Source organism: Pauljensenia sp. UMB9872, assembly GCF_030212665.1.
GTDB lineage: Bacteria > Actinomycetota > Actinomycetes > Actinomycetales > Actinomycetaceae > Pauljensenia > Pauljensenia turicensis_B.
Genome location: NZ_JASOER010000002.1, coordinates 23,005 through 43,345, shown reverse-complemented (window position 1 = coordinate 43,345; position 20,341 = coordinate 23,005). Strand labels below are relative to the sequence as shown.

Below are 20,341 nucleotides of genomic sequence, written 5' to 3'. Positions count from 1 at the left end.
AAGCCTGTTCACTCGCGTTATCCACACAAGCGTTGGTCGTGAATAACGCTAGGCCGAGCCCTGCCCTAAGATTGGAAACATGATTGATATTCGCGCACTTCGTGAAAACCCTGAGCCCGCCCGCGCGTCCCAGCGCGCACGCGGTGGCGATGTTGAACTTGTCGACCGCATCCTTGAAGCTGATGCACTGCGTCGCACCAGCCTGCAGGATTTCGAATCCCTTCGATCTACCCAGAAGGAAGTTTCCAAGTCGGTCGGTAAGGCATCCAAGGAAGAACGCCCTGCGATTCTCGCTCAGGCGAAGGAACTTGCCGAACAGGTGAAGGCTCTCGAAGCCAAGGCGAACGAAGCAGACGCAGACGCTGACCGTCTTGCACGCCTGTTGCCGAACCTTGTACTCGATGGTGTTCCGGTTGGTGGTGAAGAAGACTTCGTCGTCCTGCGCCACGAAGGCCCCAAGCCACGTGACTTCGCAGCCGAAGGCTTCGAACCCGCAGACCATCTGGCCATTGGCGAAGGCCTCGACGCGATCGACACCAAGCGTGGCGCAAAGGTCTCCGGCGCACGCTTCTACTACCTCAAGGGCATCGGCGCTCGCCTTGAACTCGCCATGATGACAATGGCACTCGATCAGGCCGTCAAGGCTGGTTTTGTCCCGATGATGACCCCGACCCTCGTGACCCCCGCAGTCATGGGCGGTACCGGCTTCCTCAACGAGCACTCGGACGAGATCTATTACCTGCCCGCCGACGACCTATACCTGACCGGTACGTCCGAAGTGGCCCTTGCGGGCTACCACGCCGACGAGATCCTCGATCTGTCCGACGGTCCGAAGCGTTATCTGGGGTGGTCCACCTGCTACCGTCGCGAAGCCGGTTCTGCAGGCAAGGACACACGTGGCATCATCCGCGTCCACCAGTTCAACAAGGCTGAAATGTTCTCCTACTGCCGTCCCGAGCAGGCCGAAGAAGAGCACCAGCGTTTCCTGGCATGGGAAGAAGAAATGCTCCGCAAGGTTGAGCTTCCCTACCGCGTCATTGACACGGCTGCCGGCGACCTCGGCACCTCGGCTGCACGCAAGTTTGACTGCGAAGCATGGCTGCCGACCCAGGAACGCTATATGGAGGTCACGTCGACCTCGAACTGCACCACTTTCCAGGCACGTCGCCTGGGCATTCGTGAGCGCCGCGAAGATGGCATGGCCGCAGTGGCAACGCTGAACGGCACTCTTGCCACCACTCGCTGGCTGGTTTCGATCCTCGAAAATCACCAGCAGGCAGACGGCTCGGTCTACGTTCCCGAAGCAATGCGCCCGTACCTAGGCGGTCTGGAAGTGCTCGAGCCCGTCAAGTGACATCACATGGCTGAAACTTCCAACGCACCCATCGTTAACCTTGTGTCCCCGCCCCCATCGGGTGAGGCACCGATCCAGTTTGAGTCACTGGTCGAATCGGCATTTCAGGCGTTGCCCGAATCGATACCGACGGATCCGAAGAAGATCCTGATCGGTCTTGACCTTGATGGAACGGTGCTTTTACCGACGGGGGCGTCGGCGCGTGTGCGCGCAGCAATCGGCGCTGCTGAAGGTGCGGGGATGAACGTCGTTATTGCGACGGGGCGTTCGTTGGAAGCGACGCAGCCGGTGCTTGAGCAACTGGGGGATCCTCGTACGTGGGCGCTCTGCTCGAACGGTGCTATCCGCGTTCACTTTTCTGACGCGTATGCTTCTGGCGTATTGTCTGCTGACATTTCCACTTTTGATGCGTCGACTTTGGTTGACCAGGTTGGTCAGGAGATGCCGAATGCTCTGATCGGTGTGGAAATTCCTGGAATGTTCCTCATCTCCGACGTTTTTCCACCCGGGGAACTGATCGAAAAATTCGCCGTGAAACCGATCAAAGACCTCAAGGTAGCTGACGCGATCAAGGTTGTCATTCGTGAACCAGCGATGAACCGTGAAGAGTTTGAAATTGCTTTGACCAATGCGGGAGTTATTGGGAACTGGGAATGCTCGATCGGTTGGACCAGTTGGGCTGACGTTCTTCCCCTGGGAGTAACGAAAGCCAGCGGGCTTGAAACGCTGAGCGCCGACTTGGGTGTTCCCTTTGAAGGCACTGTCGCGATCGGTGATGGCACGAATGATGTTCCCATGATTGAGTGGGCAAACTTCGGCGTTGTCATGGGTGGCGCCGATGATGGTGTGAAGAAATCCGGTGATTTTGTCACAGGGGCCGTCGAAAATGATGGTGCTGCGGCCATCATCTGTGCACTTCTTCGTCATTGTGGGCAAACCCTTACGGACATTTGAGTCAGTGATAGCGTGGTGTCGATAACGCGTGAAACAATTTCGGCACGTCAACGATGACAAGTGGAGGACTAAACGCATGAGCGCTACAGTTCAAGAGCTGATTGAAAACGGCCAGACCGCGCTGGGCATCGAGCTCGGCTCAACCCGAATTAAGGCCGTTCTTATTGGCCCCGACCACGAGGTTCTGGCGACGGGTGCTCATTCGTGGGAGAACCAGATTGTCGACGGCCTCTGGTCATACAGCCTTTCCGCCGTCAAAGAAGGCTTGTGTGATGCCTATGCGACGCTGGTTGCGCAGGTGAAGGAACGCTACGGTGTTGTTCCTACGACCTACGGTTCGCTGGGTATTTCGGCGATGATGCATGGCTACCTTGCGTTTGATGCCGATGGCAAGCAGCTTGCTCCGTTTAGGACGTGGCGTAACACGAACACGGGTCGCGCCGCGGCCGAGCTGATCGATACGTTCCACTTCAATATTCCGCTTCGCTGGTCGATTGCTCATCTTCATCAGGCGGTCATTGATGAAGAGACGCACGTTCCTCAGATTGCGTCGATCAATACTCTGTCTGGTTGGGTGCATGAGCAACTGACTGGTCGCCATGTTCTGGGTATTGGTGACGCGTCGGGTATGTTCCCGATTGATTCGGTTGCCGGCGATTTTGATGCGTCGATGGTTGCTTCCTACGACGAGTTGGTTGCTCCGCGGCATCTGCCGTGGCGGTTGTCCGACCTGCTTCCGACGGTTTTGAGTGCTGGCGAAGATGCGGGTGTCCTGACCGAAGAAGGCGCGCTGTTGCTTGACCCGACGGGCACACTCCGCCCGGGTATTGCGATGTGTCCGCCTGAAGGTGACGCCGGTACGGGCATGGTGGCGACGAATTCGGTGGCTCAGCGTACGGGTAACATTTCGTGTGGCACCTCCGTGTTCCTCATGATTGTGCTGGAAAAAGCGTTGAAGCGCCTGCACACTGAGGTCGATATGGTGACGACTCCCGACGGTTCGCCCGTGGCAATGGTTCACTCGAACAACGGTTCGTCCGAGTTGGATGAGTGGGTCGGCATGTTCGTCGAGTTTGCGAAGCTTGCGGGCATGGATATGAAGGTTTCTGACGTGTATGACCTTCTGTACTTCAACGCGCTGAAGGGTGATGCCGATGGTGCGGGACTGCTGGCGTACAACACGCTGTCCGCAGAGCCGATCATGGGCTTGGAAGGCGGTCGCCCGCTGTTCACTCACACCCCGGATGCCACGTTCACCTTGGCGAATGCGTTCCGCGTTCAGCTGATGAGCGTCTTCGCGGCCGTCCGTATTGGACTCGACATTCTTGCCGATGAAGGGGTCGGGCTGGACAAGGTTTTCGCTCACGGTGGTCTGTTCAAGACGCCGGGAGTGGCGCAGAAGATCCTTGCCGATTCGCTAGGGATCGCGGCGTCCGTTGGCGAAACTGCTGGCGAGGGTGGCGCGTGGGGTATCGCGGTGCTCGCTCAGTTCATGAAGTCGCGCGGTGAAGGTGAGACTCTTCCCGAATATCTTGATTCCAAGGTGTTCGCGAACGCCCAGGCTAGCGTCATCGACGCGGATCCCGATGATGCTAAGGCGTACGAGAAGTTCTTGGAACGCTTCAAGGCTGCTCTTCCGGCTGTTCAGGCTGCCGCGGATAATAGCTGAGTTTTCCGGGCACTTCCAGGTGCCAGTTTCGCTTGCGGCCCCGGCCTCGTGAATAATAATGACGAGGCCGGGATCATCTGTATTGTCGCACCGCGCTTGATTGTGCCCGATTGGACTAGCGCCGAACCGGACGCGGAATAACGCCGGTGGGCGTGCTACCGCTACGATTTGGACTATGGGTAAAGCAAGCCGCCGCAAGAAGGTAACAAATCCTGCCGCTCGTCCGGCATTCCGCGCTCCGATTCCGTTCGTTGCCCGCCCTTACGAGGGTCTCAAGGGTGAGGTTGAACTGGTCGCCATGCGCGAGATCCTCCCGTGCGCCATCATGAGCGCACGCACTAACGCTGAGCATGGCGCGGTCGAATTCGATTTCGTCACTCTGCTCCCGGACGGTCATCCCGCGATGGTGCGTGGCGATGGTCGAATTCTGGTTGCAGCTCAGACTCGTTTCAACTCGGCCGACCTGTCACACGACGCTGGCGCTGCAATTCTCGCAGCGATTGCAGCCAAGGCCGACGGCGTCGAGGGCGTTATTGACATTGATGTGCGCGAACCTTCCGATCGTCTCCAGGACATCCTAGATCCGGAAGGCTTCGGCGAAATGAGTCTCGAAGAAAACTTCCACTTCTGGTTGAACCCGGAAGAGGAAATGGACGAGCAGACCGCTCGTGCTCTTGAAGAAAACCGCGACGAGGTCATCCCGACCGTCGCAGTTCCCGGTGTTACCGGCATGTTCTGGTGCGAGATGAACCGTAATTTCGTGCGCTACGTGACCGACGTGGAAGAGTCCGCGCTGTTCACCGGCTTGGCTCGCCTGCAGGCAGCTGGCAAGGCTCGCATGGGTGAGGGCTCGCGCTTCGTAGGGGCGTTCCGTGCATGTGGCATCGCAATCCCGGTCTTCGAACTTGCCGAGGGTGCGACCGCTGATGACATCGCCGAAGACGCAGCAACCCTGGCAACCGAGCTTGAAAATGCTCTTGCCGTGAAGGAGCCACTGACCGCTGATGAGCGTCGTGCTCGCCAGGGCATGGTCTCGCGTCAGGTGACGATCCGCTGATTGATGGTGTGAGTCGCTGACAAGCGTATGGTGCCCTGCTTGGGATCCTCCCAAGCAGGGCACCCAAGTTTTACGGTTGAAATCCTTGAACGGCTAGACGTCAGTGACTTCCCGATCACGTGCAACGCATGGGTAGGGGATTCCAACACCCTGGCGAGCATTCGCATACAGGTGCGGGTGATGGTGGCGCGCTTTTGCGCGACCGAATACTGTGCGAATTGAAGCGATCGTCGTATCGGTGAAGCGCGTACGCGGGTTCAAATCGCCGAATGATTTATCGGCACCTGTGCGTTCGAAACTGCAGGGAATCTCAATGATCGACAAGCCCGCGTTAAGCACATCAATCGTCATCGCAATTTCCAAGCCGTACCCGTTCATAAAGGGCATAGCTGCCGTGATTCCCTCGCGTGTCACGCAACGCACGGACGCAAGCGGGTAAGCGGGTTCCCAGCCGGTTGCGCGTCGAATAACGCGACGCGCCAACTGCGCAGCCCGTCCCAATTTCGACGTGAGGCTCATTCCTATGGGAATAGAACAAGCGCAGTCGGCTTCACCGTTCATCACGGACTCAACAAGCGCAGTAGCCTCAACTGCCGAATCGCCCAAGTCAGCGTTCAGAACAAGAAGAAGACGCGCAGGCCAATCCGCCCGATCACGCATCGCGGCCACTTTGACGCCAGTCTCGATGGCGGACGCGCGGCCTCGTTCCACAGAATGGCGGACGACGACTGCACCGGCGGCGCGGGCGGCAGCTCCCGTGTTGTCATCGGACCCATCGTCGACGACGATCAGCAGATCGACGCCGGGGATGGCTCGGCATGCGCGCACAGTACCGGCAACATCGTGGCCAACATTGTGGGCTGGGATGATGGCTGCCACTCGTTGAGGAGCGACGTTTGACCGCGCTGGCAGACTGGGAGGATTCACCCTTACAGTGTAAAATACTGGCAAAGTCTGTTAGGGCAGTTGTTCACGTGGTGACCCGTTATTGTGCTGAACGCAAACGCAACGAATTCAACACAACGAACACGGATGAGAACGCCATCGCAGCCGACGCAAGCATGGGGTTCAGCAGGCCGGCGATTGCCAGCGGAATCATCGCAACGTTGTAGGCAAATGCCCAGAACAGATTGCCCTTAATGATGCGCAGGGTACGGCGCGAAATGCGGATGGCAGTGGCTGCGCTGGTCAAGTCGGAATTGACCAATGTAATGTCGGCGACCTCGATTGCAACATCGGTCCCTGATCCCATAGCGATCCCCAGGCCATGGGCGCCCGCCTGAGCAAGTGCCGCAGCGTCGTTTACGCCGTCGCCAACCATGGCGACAACGTGTCCCTCATCCTGCAATCCCTTGATGACGTCGAACTTCTTTTCCGGCATGACCTGCGAAATAACGCGCGAAATACCAACTTGCTGGGCAACATGTTGAGCGGCTGCCTCGTTGTCTCCGGTCAGTAGGATCGGCTCAATACCCAATCCCTTGAACTGCTCGATTGCGGTCTTAGACGTGTCCTTCACGGTGTCGCGAACAACCAGAACACCGTACGCGTAGCCTTCAATATGCTCCGGCAGGATCCTCTGAGCGGAGGTCGCCTTCTCTTCGGTGTTCGCTGACATCGCCGTCTCTGACGCAGATATGTCGGTTCGCGCAAGCACGGTTCCTTGATATCCCGCGTTGTTGACGATGGTTTCGAGTTCTTCATCCGTGTGCGGTTCGGTCAGCGTGATCGTCGCGGACTCGGTCGCAAGGTTCACTGAGGCACTGACACCGTCGAGTGTGCCGAGCTTCCTCTCGACCCTGCGCACACACGACGCGCACGTCATGCCCTGGACGTTCATCGTGATTGTGGCCAGGGGAGCGGGCGCGGTCAAGCTGGGGACGTCAATCGAAGTTTCTGCCGACTCGGAGGTGGAAGAGTCGGCCAGCGATTCTACGGGGGTGGCTGGGTGAGCGTGGCCGGCCTCGTTGGAATCACTCCACTGGCCCGTCCGGGCGATCACGATTGCGGTCGCGCCACTTGCTTCGGCGGTGGCAATTGCAGACTCGACCTCATACGGAATAGTGACGCCCAGAGAATCCAGCCATGACGCGCGTCCAACCAACACCAGCGAATCGCCACCGGAAGGGGTGTCTACCAGCGCAGATACACCACGTCCTGCGTGGTTCGAGAATCCGCGAATCGACGAGGCCGCGACTCCCCGCGCGCCCGCACCGGCGACAATGGCGCGAGCAATAGGGTGCTCGGACGCGGACTCAACCGCGGCAGCAAGGCCGAGGATTGTGTCTTCCGATAGTCGGTCGCTGTTCGACTCCGGTAGAGTAACGATGCTTTCCAGCGACATCTTGCCGGTGGTGACGGTGCCGGTCTTATCCAGAACGATTGTGTCGATCGTTCGCGTCTGCTCCAGCGTTTCAGCGGATTTGATGACGATACCCAGCTGGGATGCGCGACCGGATCCCACCAGAAGGGCGGTCGGAGTCGCCAAGCCGAGTGCGCATGGGCAGGCGACAACCAGCACGGCGACGCCGGCGGTAAGGGCTGTCTGTAGAGATGCTCCAGCGATCAGCCAGCCGATCAAGGTCAGCAGTGCGATGCCGATGACGATTGGAACGAAGACTCCGGAAAGACGGTCGGCAAGTCGCTGAACAGGGGCTTTACTGGCCTGCGCTTGGCTCACCATCGCGCCGATGCGAGCAAAAGTAGTGTCGGCTCCGACTCGGGTTGCCTTGACCGTGAGGGTGCCCCACGTGTTGATTGTCGCGCCGGTGACCTCGTCGCCCACGCTGACGTCTTCGGGCACCGATTCGCCGGTCAGTAGGGAAGTGTCGAGTGTGGACTGGCCTTCAACAACGATGCCGTCTGTGGCTACCTTCTCGCCGGGGCGAACGATGAACATGTCGCCGACCTGTAAAGATGCTGCCGGAACAACCACTTCGTGACGCTCGCCGGTGGCGGGATCGACTTCGATCTTCGTCGCTTCCTTTGCGCCGAGTTCAAGCAGTGCTCGCAGTGCGTTGCCGGCGCGGTATCGGGCGCGCGCTTCCATCCACCGTCCGGTCAGAAGGAACACGGTGATCGTGCAGGCTCCCTCGAAATAGAGTTCCGCGTGATGTGTGGCCGTGGCTGCGCGTGGAAAGAGACTCATCGACATGCGCATGCCGAGTTCGCCTGCACCACCGAAGAGGAGAGCCCACCAGCTCCACAGGGAGGACGCAATGACGCCCAGTGACACCAGGGTGTCCATCGTTGTTGATCCGTGGCGCCCAGCCGCAAAGGCTGCCTTGTGGAAGGTCCATGCACCCCAAGTGGTGACGGGGATCGACGCAATGGCGACAACCCACTGCCAGCCGACGAACTGCCAGGCGGGCACCATCGACAAAAGCATGGCGATCAGCCAGAAGGGGATGCAGATGATCAGTCGGCGTTTGAGGTCCTGCGCATGAACTTTGACGCCTTCGCCGATGTGGGTTGTGCCCTCGGAATTATAGGAGTCGGAAATGGGGGCGACGGAGTGAAGAGTGGAGGATATGGACACGGTTGTCTTTCCTTGTCCGCTTGCCGGGACGTGTCACGAAGGCTGAGTGTGTGGGCATGCCGACTGGTGGTGTGCCCGCGGGCGGTCGTGGGTGTCCGGGCGCGGAAGGGAGGTGGTCGAGGACGTGGCGCGTTATGTTGGGCCAGGTGCCGGCCAGTTTTGAGGAACGAGGTCGGGCGCGGGCATCGCCCGCGCCCGAGGGTCTCAGAAGTCGCGGGTGATGCTGACCAGCTCGAAGCCTGCTTCGGACACGGCTTCACGCAGGGCATCATCGTCAAGGGCAACGTCGGATACGAGGGTGACCTTGGAGGTGGCACCGGAGTTGAGGATGACGTCAACGTTCTTCACGCCGGCAACTTCGGATAGTTCCTCGGTGACGGACTGGACGCAGTGTCCGCAGGTCAGGCCATTAACGGCGAGTTCAACGGTGCGATCAATTTCCATGGTCATGGCGTTCTCCTTGTTGTTGTGGCTGGATCGTGCACAGTAGGTGGTTCAGGACTTGATGAGCCGGGCGATTGCCTTGGTGGCCTCTTCAATCTTTTCGTGCGCGGCTTCGTCGGATTCTTTGGCGGCGTGGACGACGCAGTGGTTCATGTGGTCTTCCAGTAGGCCGATGGCAACGGAATTGAGCGCTGATTGGACGGCGGACATCTGCGTAATGATGTCGATGCAGTACTCGTTTTCGCTGACCATGCGCTGGAGTCCGCGAACCTGTCCTTCAATACGGCGGAGTCTGGCCAGATAACGGTCAGTGGAGGCTGAATATCCGTATGCCATGGGTCGCCTTTCCTGCTTGTCCTTCTCAAATGAAGATACCCCTAGGGGGTATGAGTGTCAATGGTTGAAGTTTGCCACGGTACGTGTGGACCTCAGGGAACAAGCAAATAAACAGGGGTTGTCCCCGATTGCGCCTTTTGCTGACCGCACTACGCTTGAAAGATAAGGAACCGCGGGGAAAGGAGAAGCCATGGCGCGTCGTCGTACACCACGCATCTATGCTCCTCGCCGTGTTCCCCAGTCGTTTTCTCCCGCTTACACCGCCATGCGCCTTATTCCTTTGGTGCCAGCACTCCTTGCCTCCGGAGCATTAGGTCTTGTATCAGAACTACCCGCCCTCTCTGAAGAGATGCGACAAAAAGCTCGCCACGCCTCTCAATCGATGGGCGACGATTCATCTGAGCGCTCGCAACGCCTTTTCTTCGACGAACCCGGTCTTGATACGCTCTTCGTCCGCTTCCTCGCCGGTAGTGCGCAGGCCGTTTCCCACGTGGCAAAGACGGTGATGCGTGCTCGTATCGCCCTTGAACCCGATAGTCCAATGGGGAAACGAGCAGCTCAAGCACTTCCCCTTGTTCCCAAACGCGCATACGACACATTGATGACCGGAATGCTGTCGATCGGAACGGCCGTGGGCTACATTCATTCCGGCCCTGTTCACGCCCAAGTGATCGCAGATTCAGCCGAAGCCTCGTCCATTGATCCCCCAGCCGGACACGCCACAGCTGCACTTCGTCGCTGGCAAGCCCCCCAGAGTCTGAGTGATCTATGCGTCGATATCGACGACATGTACTGGTCGATGACCGACGGGCACACGGTGAAAATAACCCGCGTCGGCGAAGGGGAAGCCCGCAGATGGCTGGTATCCCTGCCTGGAACGGCGCATATGGACTTCGAATCGAACGCGAATCCGGCGGATATGGAATCAAACATCCGCGAAATGATCGGTATGGAATCGAATATGCGCAGTGGGCTTGTCATGGCGATCCACGATGCAATGAAACGCGATGGGCTTAACTCGGAAGAGTACGCAACGGAACCGGTGCTGATCTGCGGTCATTCGCAGGGGGGATTGATTGCGACCGTGTTGGCGTCGATGAATCCCAAGACGGCCGGCCTAGACGTGCAAGCAATCCTGGCGACGGGAGCACCGGCGCGCAGGTATCGGATTCGCCCGGACGTCACCATGGTGTCGCTGGCTCACGACCAGGACGTTATCCCGTCGATGGATGGAACTCCGGCGCGTCAGGCTGATCACCGAGTCGCGATCGGTCGTAAGTTGGTGCGACCGCGTCGCCAGCCTCTCTATTACGCCCATTCGTCGGCAACGTACACCGAAACAGTGCGCTATTTGGAGCGCATGGTGACGGTCAATCCGTGGGGTCGAACCGCGTCCGCTGTTGCTGCACTGCAGGATTTTCTTCCTCAAGATGACGAGGTCACGCGCGTTATGTTTTACGAAATCTGGCAGGACGTCACAACGCCGACCTCTTTTGAGACATTCGACCCGGTGGCAACGCTTGCAAAAGACGATTCCGTCACTCCCGTGGAATTCGATGTCTCGTGGCCACCCTCCTCATCGTGCGCCACCGTCTCAGTTGCATCCAGTGACTCCGATGAAGGGGCGCTATCCACATCGACTCTGAATGACTCCCCCTCCCTGGAAAGGACACCCAATGACGAGTGAATCCACAGGCTCAGAATTGTCCAAACTCGGACGAAGAATGCGGATGGCTGCCATGTCGTACCAGAGCATACCTTCAGCCGGCAACGGCAAGAAATCTCAGATTCCGCAGATCGGAAGCCCTCTGCTGATCGGGGTCTTGGGCGTTGGCGCGTTGGGTGCAGGTATCGCCTTTCGCGCAATGAAGCCGACACGTCGACGAGGCCGATCAGACCGTTTTGAAACTCTGATCGAAGCGGGGATCGATGATGCTCTTACTGAAAAATGCGGGAAAGACATTCACTTCGATGTGTCGGTGAACGTGGGGGAAGGCTTCGGGAAACCGGCGCTGGTGACCTTCGATGTCACGGTTGATACCGACGGAGCTGAGTGCCAAGAAGATGACTTGAGAGAGATCCTTGATGGGGCGACCCACGCGGTCTGGGACAACGGTGAATTAGCTCCACTCGCTATCCGCGGTCGTATTATGGCGCAGGTTCTAGCCGATGCCGACTGTGACACAGCGGGGCAGACAGACCAGAACTCTATATCCGCAGATGCTCTGGACATGAGCGAAACGGGTGCGGCCTCGTCGATAGTGATGGCGGATATGACGCTACTCGGATTCGACGACGGAACCGCTCGACCCACCGACCTGTTCGAGCGATACGGTGCTCCCGCATCGGATCGGAACTGGCGCCCGTAACAACGCAATTCGGTTTCTCCATGGTCTGATGGACAATAGTGGAGTGTGCGGAGCGCAACGGACTATCAGATCGGGGATTGGAATGACTGCTCACCAGGAACACAATGGGGCGTGGTGGCGCGGTGCGGTCGCATATCAGGTCTATGTCCGCTCATTTCGTGACTCGAACGGCGATGGGATTGGTGACCTGCCGGGCGTGACGCAGTCGCTGGACGATCTGGCGAAGTTGGGCGTTAACGCGATTTGGCTGAACCCCTGCTATCCATCTCCGCAACACGACCACGGCTACGACATCGCGGATTATCGTCAGATCTTGCCCGACTACGGAACTCTGGCCGATTTCGATCAGCTGGTCGCGCTCGCTCACGCGCGGGATATTCGCGTGTTGATGGATATCGTCCCCAACCACTGTTCCAGCGAACACCAGTGGTTCATCGACGCTATTTCCGCAGGTCCCGGCTCACCCGAACGCGATCGTTTTATCTTTGCCGACGGGGAAGGTGACGGGAGTCAGCCACCGAACGACTGGCCGTCGATTTTCGGAGGCTCAGCCTGGGATCGCTTAGACGATGGGACCGAAAACCCTCAGTGGTATCTGCATCTCTTTGACTCCACGCAACCTGATTTCAACTGGCGTAACCAGGATGTTCGCGCCGAATTCCTCGATATTCTGCGATTCTGGTTTGACCGTGGAGTCGACGGGTTCCGTATCGATGTTGCGCACGGAATGGTGAAGTCGCTTCCGATTCCGCGCGGTACGCACGCGGACCGGTCGGGCTTGTGGGCTCAGCCGGAGCTCTTCGAAATCTATAGGCAGTGGCGTCAGCTTGCCGAATCCTACGATCCGCCGAAGTATTTTGTCGGCGAAGCATGGGTCAATGATCCCGAGCTTTTCACTCGTTTTACGGCTCCCGGGCATCTTCAGCAGTCATTCGCGTTTGACCTGCTGGTTCAGCCTTGGTTTGCGTATAGGTTGCGTCGCTCGATTGAGCAATCCTACGCGGTTGCCGGGCAAGAAGATGGGCCCGCGTGGGCGTTGGCGAACCATGATGTTCACCGCCTGGTTACCCGCTTGGGTCAGGAACGCATCGACAAAGATCCCGATCCTTTCGACATGCTGGCCGATGCCCGTCGAGATACTCCCGTGAATACTGTGCTGGGCAAGCGTCGTGCGCGGGCAGCAACCGCGTTGCTTTTTGCTCTGCCGGGAACGGCCTACGTGTATCAGGGTGAAGAACTCGGACTTCCAGAAGTACTCGATCTGCCCGATTGGGCTAGGCAAGACCCGATGTGGATTCGCACGAATGGTCAGCAACGAGGCCGCGATGGCTGTCGTGTCCCCCTGCCGTGGAAGAAGCGCGGATCGTCAATGGGTTTTGGGCCCGATGGTGCTTCTGCTCCGTGGCTACCTCAACCTGAAGAATTCCGAGCGTTGGCACGTGATGAACAGGGTGAGGATCCAACATCGATGCTGTCTTTGTACATGCGATTGGGTGGACTCCGACGCCAACTTGTTGGGTCAGCGCACCGTGTGCACTGGGCTGATCGGGTTTCCGAAGAAGTTTTGGCGTTCAGCGCGGGAAGACTGTTCTGCGCGACGAATACAGGTGGAGAAGATGTTGAGGTCCAGGTGCCTCAAGGTGCCCAGATTCTCCTGAATACTGCGGTTGCCGACTGTGACGTGCACCTGTTGGATAACGGAATGTCACTGGCTGGTGGCACTGATTCCCGCACGTGGCGTTTGCCCGCCGATTCAACATCCTGGTGGTCACTGAATGGTGGTGCTGACAATGAGTGAACAGAGAACAAGGTCGCGCTGGCCTTTTAATGCGAAATACATTCCCAACCTGCACTTCCTGAGGCAACCGTCTTTTGTTGCCGTCGATTTCGAAACCGCTAATCGCGGTGGCGGAGTCTCCGCCTGCCAGGTGGCATTGGTGAAAATGAAAGACGGGCAGGTGATTGACGAATTCTCAACCTTCATTCAGCCCCCGCAGGGTTATAACCGGTTCGAATTTACATGGCTTCACGGAATCGGCCCGCGTCAAGTAGCGACGGCTCCAATGTGGGATCAAATCGCTGACCAGATTGCACGCTTCGTTGGCGATCTCCCCGTCTACGCTCATAACGCGATGTTCGACGCTCGAGTCTGGAAAGACTTGGACGACTACTTTGAGACGCTTTCTTTGCCCCAGCATTTTTTCTGCTCGTATTTGACGGCACGACGAATGCTTCCGGGCCTCGAAAACTATAAGTTGCCGACTGTTCTTCACGAATGTGACCCGACATTTAGTCTGAATCACCACGAAGCGGGTTCCGATGCTCACGCTTGTGCGCGAATCGTCAAGCACCTTGCGTCACGCGATGATCTGCACGGCACTCTTGCCCCCTGAAAACAGCCTTCAGCCAGCGAATTCTTAGATGGGGCACCTACTCAATGTGTCTTTTACCGTGCTCTTCGAACCGAACCCTCAAGTGGACGTGCGCACGCCGGTGCAAGCGCCTGGTTTAGGCTGGCGTGATGAAAACCCGAGTTGATGCCATTCCGATGCTGGCCCTGATGTGTGTGACCGCGATCTGGGGTTCGACGTTCTTCATCATCAAGGGGATCCTGACGTCGATTCCGACGCTGGACTTCCTGGGCGTCCGCTTCTTCATTGCAGGGTTGGTAATTATTGTTTTACGAGGCCGCAAACTCCTGCGAGCTTCTGTCACCACGTGGAAGCGCGGATTGATGGCGGGCGTGGTTTTCGCCGTGGCGCAAATCGTGCAGACGATTGGCCTGGAGACGGCGGATGCGTCGGTGTCCGGTTTTATTACGGGCATGTACGTGATCCTGACGCCACTGTTGCTTTTCATCGCGTTCCGGACACCGATTTCAAAACCCGTCGCGTTTGCGCTGGTCTTGGCGTTTACTGGGCTGTCGATTTTGTCTCTGAACGGTTTTAGCGTTGGGCGTGGTGAGGGACTGACCTTCATTTCGGCTGTGTTGTTTGCCGTTCATATTGTGCTTCTCGATCAGTGGGCTGGTCAGGAATCCGGTCTTGATTTGGCAGCCATTCAGCTGATTGCTCTTGGCGTGATCTGTGGTGTTTCAGCTTTGCCAGGCGGAGTGGTCCTTCCGTCGGGGATCAACGGCTGGGCGGTCATGATCTACATGGCGCTCATTGCCGGCATCGTAACTGTGGGACTTCAAACATGGGCGCAGTCAAGAATTCCTGCGACTAGCGCCGCGGTCATTATGACGACGGAGCCCGTGTTCGCAGCGATCTTCGCGATCCTTTTTGGTGGCGAGCATTTGACGTGGCGACTGTTTGCAGGTGGTTCGCTGGTGGTGGGCGCGATGCTCTTGGCAGAGCTTGCTCCACGGAAATCTTCGACCGCAGATGGGGGAGTGGCGGTCTGGGAAGATTCGGATTCCGTGTCCTGATTGTTTCGATCGCGCCCAGTCGCGAGCGTATCGATTCAAAGGTCAAGGCGTACAAGAATCGGGAGTGAGCAGGTTGTTCACTCCCGAAACCTATGCGATCAGTTGGATCAGCGTTCGTCGTTCACCCAGTGTGCTATTTCGGTCGACAGGCCGATGTAGGTTGCGGGTGTGAGAGAGCAAAGGCGAGCTTCTTCTTCTGCGGGCAATCCAAGACCGGCGATGAACTCACGCATTTCGCTGGCTCCGACCTCGTGGCCACGGGTCAGCTCCTTCAGGCGCTCGTACGGGTTCGCCATTCCGGTCGCGCCGGCGATTGACGCGGTGCGCATGACCTGTTGAACCGCTTCGCCGAGAACTGCCCAGTTCGCATCTAGGTCGGCAGCCATACGGTTAACGTCAATGTCAACGCCGTCAAGGCCACGAACCAGGTTGAAGAACGCGAGGATCGAGTGCCCGAGGGCAACACCGATATTGCGCTGGGTCGTCGAGTCGGTCAGGTCACGCTGCATACGCGAGGTGACCAGCGTCGATGCCAAGGAATCGAGCAGTGCGCACGAGACTTCCAGGTTCGCTTCGGCATTCTCGAAGCGAATCGGGTTCACCTTGTGGGGCATAGTCGACGAACCGGTGGAGCCCTGCGCTGCGAGGTTCTGGTGGAAGTAGCCCATCGAAATGTAGGTCCAGCAGTCGGTTGCCAGGTTGTGTGCGATACGTCCTGCGCGCGCAACGTCGGAGTAGAGCTCTGCCTGCCAGTCGTGAGATTCGATCTGCGTGGTCAGCGGATTCCAGGTCAGGCCCAAGCCTTCGACGAAGTTGCGAGCGATGACCGGCCAATCAGCGTTCGGGACGGAAACGACGTGCGCTGCCCAAGTTCCCGTGGCGCCGTTGATCTTGCCCAAGTATTCGGTGTTTTCGATGCGTGCCAGCTGACGAGCGAAACGGTGTGCAAACACGGCCATTTCCTTGCCCATGGTGACGGGCGTTGCGGGCTGACCGTGCGTGTGTGCCAGCATCGGAGCATCTGCGCCGGCCTCAGCAAGGCGCAACAGTCGAGCCTGCAGTTCGCGGGCGGCAGGTAGCCACACCTGCTCGACGCCAGCCTTGATGGTGAGCGCGTAAGCGAGGTTGTTGATGTCTTCCGAGGTGCAGAAAATGTGGACAACCTCGCGGAGGTTCGGCAGGCTGGAGTCTTCACCGAGCACACCGGACGCGGCTTCAAGGTATTCGCCGATGAGGTATTCGACAGCTTTCACGTCGTGGCGCGTAACAGCTTCGAATTCGCCGAGGCGCTTGATGTGGTCGGCGGAAAAATCGCGGGGCAGTGCGCGCAGGTAGTCGCGCTCAGCGTCGGTCAGGATCGGCGCGCCCGGAAGGACGCCGTTGTCGAGCAGGTGGATCAGCCACTCAATTTCGACGTGCACGCGCGCACGATTCAAGCCGGCTTCGGACAGGTGATTCGCAAGAGGTGCAACGGCTGCGCGGTAGCGACCGTCAAGCGGAGACAAAGGTTCACCAGATGCTGCGAGATCGGCGTAACCATGATCGGTAGAGAAAAGGGAAGTCCAGTTTGCGCTCATAGTGTCATCTTTTCACGTTGGCGCGCGACTAAGAACCGGTGTTCAGCAACTAAGGTGATGATGCCGGACACGTTCGGGTGCGCGTGAAAAGACAGCGGGCAGTGTATCCGCAGGTCAATAGGGGACGAGGCTGCTCAACGTCAGAGCGTATGGCCTTTTGAGGTGCGTCACCCGATGGGGTGTCCCGATGGTGGATACTCTAAAATCTTGGGCGTGACGAAAACCCATACTCCGAGCCCGAGTGCTTTTGAATCCTCCGGTCAATCCGGTGTTGGTTCTCAGTCCGCGCACTCGGACAACGAAGGGGATTCGTCAGCAGGCGCGGCCTCGTCCACCCCATCGGAACCGACGCCAACCCTGACAACTCGACGACGCTTGCAGGGACTCGATGGTATTCGTGCCATCGCAGCGATGTTCGTTCTGGTCTACCACCTGCTCCCGCAGTATGCGAAAGCCGGGTTCGCGGGCGTCGACATTTTCTTCGTCCTGTCGGGCTTCCTCATCACCTTACTGCTGATCGACCGATTGGATTCCACCGGTTCACTTGGGATCGATCATTTCTGGATTCGACGTTTCAGGCGTCTTGTCCCGGCGGCGGTCACGACGTGTATTGGTGCGGGAATCCTTGCTCTGCTCAGCGGGACAGATGCGCTCGTTGCACTCCCTCGCCAAGTCGTCGGCGTGCTCACCGGAACGTACAACTGGATTGAAATCATCTCCGGCGCCTCCTACTTCGAACAACAGTCGCCACTACTCCTGACCAACGCATGGTCATTCGCCGTTGAACAACAGTTCTACGTCATCTGGCCACTGATCCTTCTTCTTCTGGTTCGGCTGCCGAAACACCTCAGAATCTGGAGTGCTCTTGGAATCGGCGGAGCATCGACCGTATGGCACGCTGTCCTAGTCGACCACGACCTTTCGCGCGCATACATGGGAACAGACACTCACCTGTGGGGTCTAATGATCGGCGCGGCCCTCGCATTCGCCGTTCCTAACGCCATGCGAATGGTCGACGAACGCGCCAAACATGCCGGATATATCGGCTTCTTCGGCGTCATCTCATTCTTTGCCACGATGTTCCTGATGACTGTGTTTCCGGAGTCATTCATGTACCCGTGGGGCATGGTCATCGTGTCTTTGACGACGGCGTTCACAATCCGTGGCTTGCTTCCCGACGCGTCCTACGCCGGGAGTGCCCGTCTGCTTCGCAAGTCGCTTGAACTACGTCCCCTGGTGTGGCTGGGTGAACGATCCTACGGAATCTACCTGTGGCATTGGCCGTTGTGGGTGCTCGCTTTCTACTTGGCTCCCCAGATGAGTCTGCCAATGTCGGCAATGATCGTGTCAGTGGCATCGCTTCTTTTCGCCACGCTGTCGTACAGGTTTATTGAGACGCCAATTCGTCGCGTCGGCTTCCTCAAGTGGTGCCGTATCGTGTGGTCAGGTTTTCTGACATTCACTGAAAAAGTCCGCATCGTCATCGCTGTGATTGTGCTGATGATTGCTTCCCTGTTTGCGGTTGCACTCACCTTTTCGCCGAATCAGTCGAGTGCTCAAATCGCCATTGAACAGGGAGCAATGTCGGCTCTTGCCAGCGATGCGATGACGTCCGGCTCGCAGTCCGCGGATACGGATACGGCGTCGTCGGGCGACCAGTCGCAGAGCGAGACCCAAAGCGACGCACAGTCTGGCGCACAAAGTGGCGAACCAGTGTTCATCCGCCGCTACGACTACACGCCCCCACAGGTCACCGGCGAAGAAATCACGATTATTGGCGACTCGGTCACCCTGGGTTCTTCGGCTGCGCTTAGTGAAGCATTCCCGGGTGTCTACGTTGATGCCGAGGTCTCGCGTTCTGTTCTTGTTGCTGGTCCCATCATCGATTCTTTGAACGCGCAGGGCTTGCTTCGCGAATACGTCGTCATCTCACTGGCAACGAATAATGCCGTGACAGACGACCAGATTGACGCTCTTGTTGCCCAGATCGGGCCAGAGAGAAAGCTCATCCTGGTCACTGCATTCGGTCCTGCTCGCACAACGTGGATCCCACCGTCGAATGACACGATTTGGCGTGCAGCAACGCGCTACCGGAACGTGTTCGTGGCCGATTGGGCGAACCCTATTTCCCGTCACCCCGAGGATCTGGCCGGAGACTCCGTGCACCCGGCAACGGATCAGGGTCATCAGATTTACGTTGAAGCAATCCGGAGTGCTCTGAACGAGGCCCTTCAGATCTCCCTGCGTGACAGTGAAGGGAGTGCTGAAACGGATTCTCAATTCGGAGCACAATCGGCGTACTGATTCAGCACACGGCAAGTGGAGCGCTCGCCCCAGCGGGACTCCCGCCTGCTGTGCTAGCCGTATTTCTTCACTATCTGCATTACATCTGACCGGTAGGACGCGCCAAAAAGATAGGCGTGAATGATCAGAATATGAAGACTGTGAAGCCCGATGCGTTCGCGCCAGCCGTCCTGAAGAGGTGATGCTTCGGCGTACGCATCGCGGATTGTTTCCAGATGAGGGCAACCAAAAACACCGAGCATCGCCAAGTCTTCTTCGCCGTGACCCCCTTGGGCTGCTGGATCGATAAGAGTGACACCATCGGGTGTCCACATGACGTTTCCGCTCCACAGATCTCCATGAAGTCGAGATACTTCCCCGGAACGCACAAGAGCGGGTTGGTCATGGTTAAACGCCCCAGAAGCGAGTTTTTCGGCAAATTGATGCAGGCGCTCGCGGTCTGTCTGGCTAAAAGCTGGGCAGTCAATATAGGGCTCAACCCGGTATTCGGCGTAGTACTGTCCCCAAGATGTACTGCCCCCATCGGCTAAGAGAGGCAATGGAGCTTCACCCATCCACCCGTCGGTTGTATGCCCGGGCGGTGGAGCGCCTAAATGAGGTGCGCCCGCTGCGTGCGTATACGCTAGAGCTCGTCCGAATTCCTCAGCCATCCGCGGGGTTGCTTGGACGCGAGACAGGACTGGTTCTTCGAGCCAAGTCTTCCCGTAATCGAGCACGGGAACAATCCGCGTTGCCTGATCGCCCGCGTCCGCGAGCCATAAGAGCGATGTGACTTCATGGGAGATCTTTGAAGGCCGATGGTCACTTTTCCGGAACGTCTCCACGGTGTTACTCCTTAGGGGCTGCAATTGTTACGAGGATATCCACAGGTGCTCGTCCCTGTAATTGGTTATTCACAATTTCGCTTCCCTCGACTTTCCTCGTTTTCAGTGTCCTTCTAGCGTGAGGAGCGGAAGGAGGATCCGTGGATGAAGTAGGCAATATGCAGGTCGCCCGCGAATCAATGTGGAGCGTATGCACAGTGCTTGAAGACGTACACGGCGACATTGCACGTGAGCGCTTCGAAGACTGGCAGGGTGGAGCTGCAGACGCAGCTCGAGATGACCTCTTGGTGCTTTTAGGACAGCTCGGAGTGGTCATGGACTCGGCAGATGATGCGCTTTTAGCGCTCGACACGGCGATTGCTGAGTGTCAGCTAGCCAGCGTTGTTCTGATGCCCGGACAAACAACAAATCCGTTATCGCTGGGCGCGTATACGCCTGCCTCTTTTGCTTCACATACCTTCTCTGAGTCATCGGGTGCGTTCTGA

17 protein-coding genes are annotated in these 20,341 nt (G+C 58.0%); 11 read left to right on the top strand and 6 right to left on the bottom strand.

Annotation, left to right across the window (positions count from 1 at the left end; genetic code table 11):
• Positions 1–79 precede the first annotated feature (79 nt).
• The 4 genes from serS (at position 80) to QP109_RS01350 (ending at position 5,034) form a co-directional block, all read left to right on the top strand.
• Complete coding sequence (gene serS / locus QP109_RS01365; RefSeq protein WP_285022854.1) at positions 80–1,354, top strand: serine--tRNA ligase; 1,275 nt, start codon at positions 80–82, stop codon at positions 1,352–1,354.
• Positions 1,355–1,360: 6 nt separating this feature from the next.
• Entirely contained in the window at positions 1,361–2,308 is a 948-nt protein-coding gene (locus QP109_RS01360; RefSeq protein ID WP_285022853.1) for an HAD hydrolase family protein, read from the top strand.
• A 76-nt stretch (positions 2,309–2,384) separates the two neighbouring features.
• Complete coding sequence (locus QP109_RS01355) at positions 2,385–3,977, top strand: xylulokinase (protein WP_285022852.1); 1,593 nt, start codon at positions 2,385–2,387, stop codon at positions 3,975–3,977.
• A gap of 175 nt (positions 3,978–4,152) precedes the next feature.
• Positions 4,153–5,034 (top strand): DUF5926 family protein, encoded by an 882-nt coding sequence (locus QP109_RS01350; RefSeq protein ID WP_285022850.1) that lies wholly within the window; start codon positions 4,153–4,155, stop codon positions 5,032–5,034.
• Between the two features lie 93 nt (positions 5,035–5,127).
• Here QP109_RS01350 and QP109_RS01345 read toward each other — a convergent pair whose 3' ends face one another.
• From QP109_RS01345 to QP109_RS01330, 4 genes are all read right to left on the bottom strand, one after another.
• Positions 5,128–5,961, bottom strand: coding sequence for a glycosyltransferase (locus tag QP109_RS01345; protein WP_270771715.1), 834 nt, complete (start codon positions 5,959–5,961; stop codon positions 5,128–5,130).
• A 58-nt stretch (positions 5,962–6,019) separates the two neighbouring features.
• Positions 6,020–8,572 carry a heavy metal translocating P-type ATPase gene (locus QP109_RS01340; protein WP_285022848.1) on the bottom strand — a complete coding sequence of 851 codons (2,553 nt, stop codon included), beginning with the start codon at positions 8,570–8,572 and terminating at the stop codon, positions 6,020–6,022.
• A gap of 204 nt (positions 8,573–8,776) precedes the next feature.
• On the bottom strand, positions 8,777–9,022 hold the full coding sequence (locus QP109_RS01335) for a heavy-metal-associated domain-containing protein (RefSeq protein ID WP_195224678.1): 246 nt from the start codon (positions 9,020–9,022) through the stop codon (positions 8,777–8,779).
• Positions 9,023–9,067: 45 nt separating this feature from the next.
• Positions 9,068–9,352, bottom strand: coding sequence for a metal-sensitive transcriptional regulator (locus QP109_RS01330; protein ID WP_006680528.1), 285 nt, complete (start codon positions 9,350–9,352; stop codon positions 9,068–9,070).
• Positions 9,353–9,542: 190 nt separating this feature from the next.
• On the opposite strand from QP109_RS01330, the gene QP109_RS01325 reads away from it, so the two are divergent.
• The 5 genes from QP109_RS01325 (at position 9,543) to QP109_RS01305 (ending at position 15,151) form a co-directional block, all read left to right on the top strand.
• Complete coding sequence (locus tag QP109_RS01325; RefSeq protein WP_285022846.1) at positions 9,543–11,039, top strand: alpha/beta hydrolase family protein; 1,497 nt, start codon at positions 9,543–9,545, stop codon at positions 11,037–11,039.
• A complete protein-coding gene (locus QP109_RS01320) occupies positions 11,029–11,721 on the top strand; it encodes a hypothetical protein (protein ID WP_285022845.1) in 693 nt (230 codons plus the stop codon). Before QP109_RS01325 ends, QP109_RS01320 begins: the two co-directional genes overlap by 11 nt.
• A gap of 82 nt (positions 11,722–11,803) precedes the next feature.
• Complete coding sequence (locus tag QP109_RS01315) at positions 11,804–13,519, top strand: glycoside hydrolase family 13 protein (RefSeq protein ID WP_285022844.1); 1,716 nt, start codon at positions 11,804–11,806, stop codon at positions 13,517–13,519.
• The gene (locus tag QP109_RS01310) at positions 13,512–14,114 is read left to right on the top strand and encodes a 3'-5' exonuclease (protein ID WP_285022843.1); all 603 of its coding nucleotides are present in this window, start codon (positions 13,512–13,514) and stop codon (positions 14,112–14,114) included. The genes QP109_RS01315 and QP109_RS01310 overlap by 8 nt, the downstream gene beginning before the upstream one ends.
• A gap of 128 nt (positions 14,115–14,242) precedes the next feature.
• Positions 14,243–15,151 carry a DMT family transporter gene (locus QP109_RS01305; protein ID WP_285022842.1) on the top strand — a complete coding sequence of 303 codons (909 nt, stop codon included), beginning with the start codon at positions 14,243–14,245 and terminating at the stop codon, positions 15,149–15,151.
• Positions 15,152–15,258: 107 nt separating this feature from the next.
• Here QP109_RS01305 and purB read toward each other — a convergent pair whose 3' ends face one another.
• The gene (gene purB, locus QP109_RS01300; RefSeq protein WP_285022841.1) at positions 15,259–16,728 is read right to left on the bottom strand and encodes an adenylosuccinate lyase; all 1,470 of its coding nucleotides are present in this window, start codon (positions 16,726–16,728) and stop codon (positions 15,259–15,261) included.
• A 213-nt stretch (positions 16,729–16,941) separates the two neighbouring features.
• Between purB and QP109_RS01295 the strand changes: the two genes are divergently transcribed.
• On the top strand, positions 16,942–19,032 hold the full coding sequence (locus QP109_RS01295; RefSeq protein ID WP_285022840.1) for an acyltransferase family protein: 2,091 nt from the start codon (positions 16,942–16,944) through the stop codon (positions 19,030–19,032).
• A 53-nt stretch (positions 19,033–19,085) separates the two neighbouring features.
• On the opposite strand, the gene QP109_RS01290 is transcribed toward QP109_RS01295, so the two are convergent.
• Entirely contained in the window at positions 19,086–19,856 is a 771-nt protein-coding gene (locus QP109_RS01290) for a fructosamine kinase family protein (protein ID WP_285022839.1), read from the bottom strand.
• Positions 19,857–19,996: 140 nt separating this feature from the next.
• Here QP109_RS01290 and QP109_RS01285 point away from each other — a divergent pair, with 140 nt between their 5' ends.
• A complete protein-coding gene (locus tag QP109_RS01285; protein WP_285022838.1) occupies positions 19,997–20,341 on the top strand; it encodes a hypothetical protein in 345 nt (114 codons plus the stop codon).

Coding starts and splice junctions, on each gene's coding strand:
- QP109_RS01335 (WP_195224678.1), bottom strand. CDS start 9,022: ATGACCATGGAAATTGATCGCACCGTTGAACTCGCCGTTAATGGCCTG.
- purB (WP_285022841.1), bottom strand. CDS start 16,728: ATGAGCGCAAACTGGACTTCCCTTTTCTCTACCGATCATGGTTACGCC.
- QP109_RS01320 (WP_285022845.1), top strand. CDS start 11,029: ATGACGAGTGAATCCACAGGCTCAGAATTGTCCAAACTCGGACGAAGA.
- QP109_RS01350 (WP_285022850.1), top strand. CDS start 4,153: ATGGGTAAAGCAAGCCGCCGCAAGAAGGTAACAAATCCTGCCGCTCGT.
- QP109_RS01325 (WP_285022846.1), top strand. CDS start 9,543: ATGGCGCGTCGTCGTACACCACGCATCTATGCTCCTCGCCGTGTTCCC.
- QP109_RS01315 (WP_285022844.1), top strand. CDS start 11,804: ATGACTGCTCACCAGGAACACAATGGGGCGTGGTGGCGCGGTGCGGTC.
- QP109_RS01305 (WP_285022842.1), top strand. CDS start 14,243: ATGAAAACCCGAGTTGATGCCATTCCGATGCTGGCCCTGATGTGTGTG.
- QP109_RS01360 (WP_285022853.1), top strand. CDS start 1,361: ATGGCTGAAACTTCCAACGCACCCATCGTTAACCTTGTGTCCCCGCCC.
- QP109_RS01310 (WP_285022843.1), top strand. CDS start 13,512: ATGAGTGAACAGAGAACAAGGTCGCGCTGGCCTTTTAATGCGAAATAC.
- serS (WP_285022854.1), top strand. CDS start 80: ATGATTGATATTCGCGCACTTCGTGAAAACCCTGAGCCCGCCCGCGCG.
- QP109_RS01355 (WP_285022852.1), top strand. CDS start 2,385: ATGAGCGCTACAGTTCAAGAGCTGATTGAAAACGGCCAGACCGCGCTG.
- QP109_RS01330 (WP_006680528.1), bottom strand. CDS start 9,352: ATGGCATACGGATATTCAGCCTCCACTGACCGTTATCTGGCCAGACTC.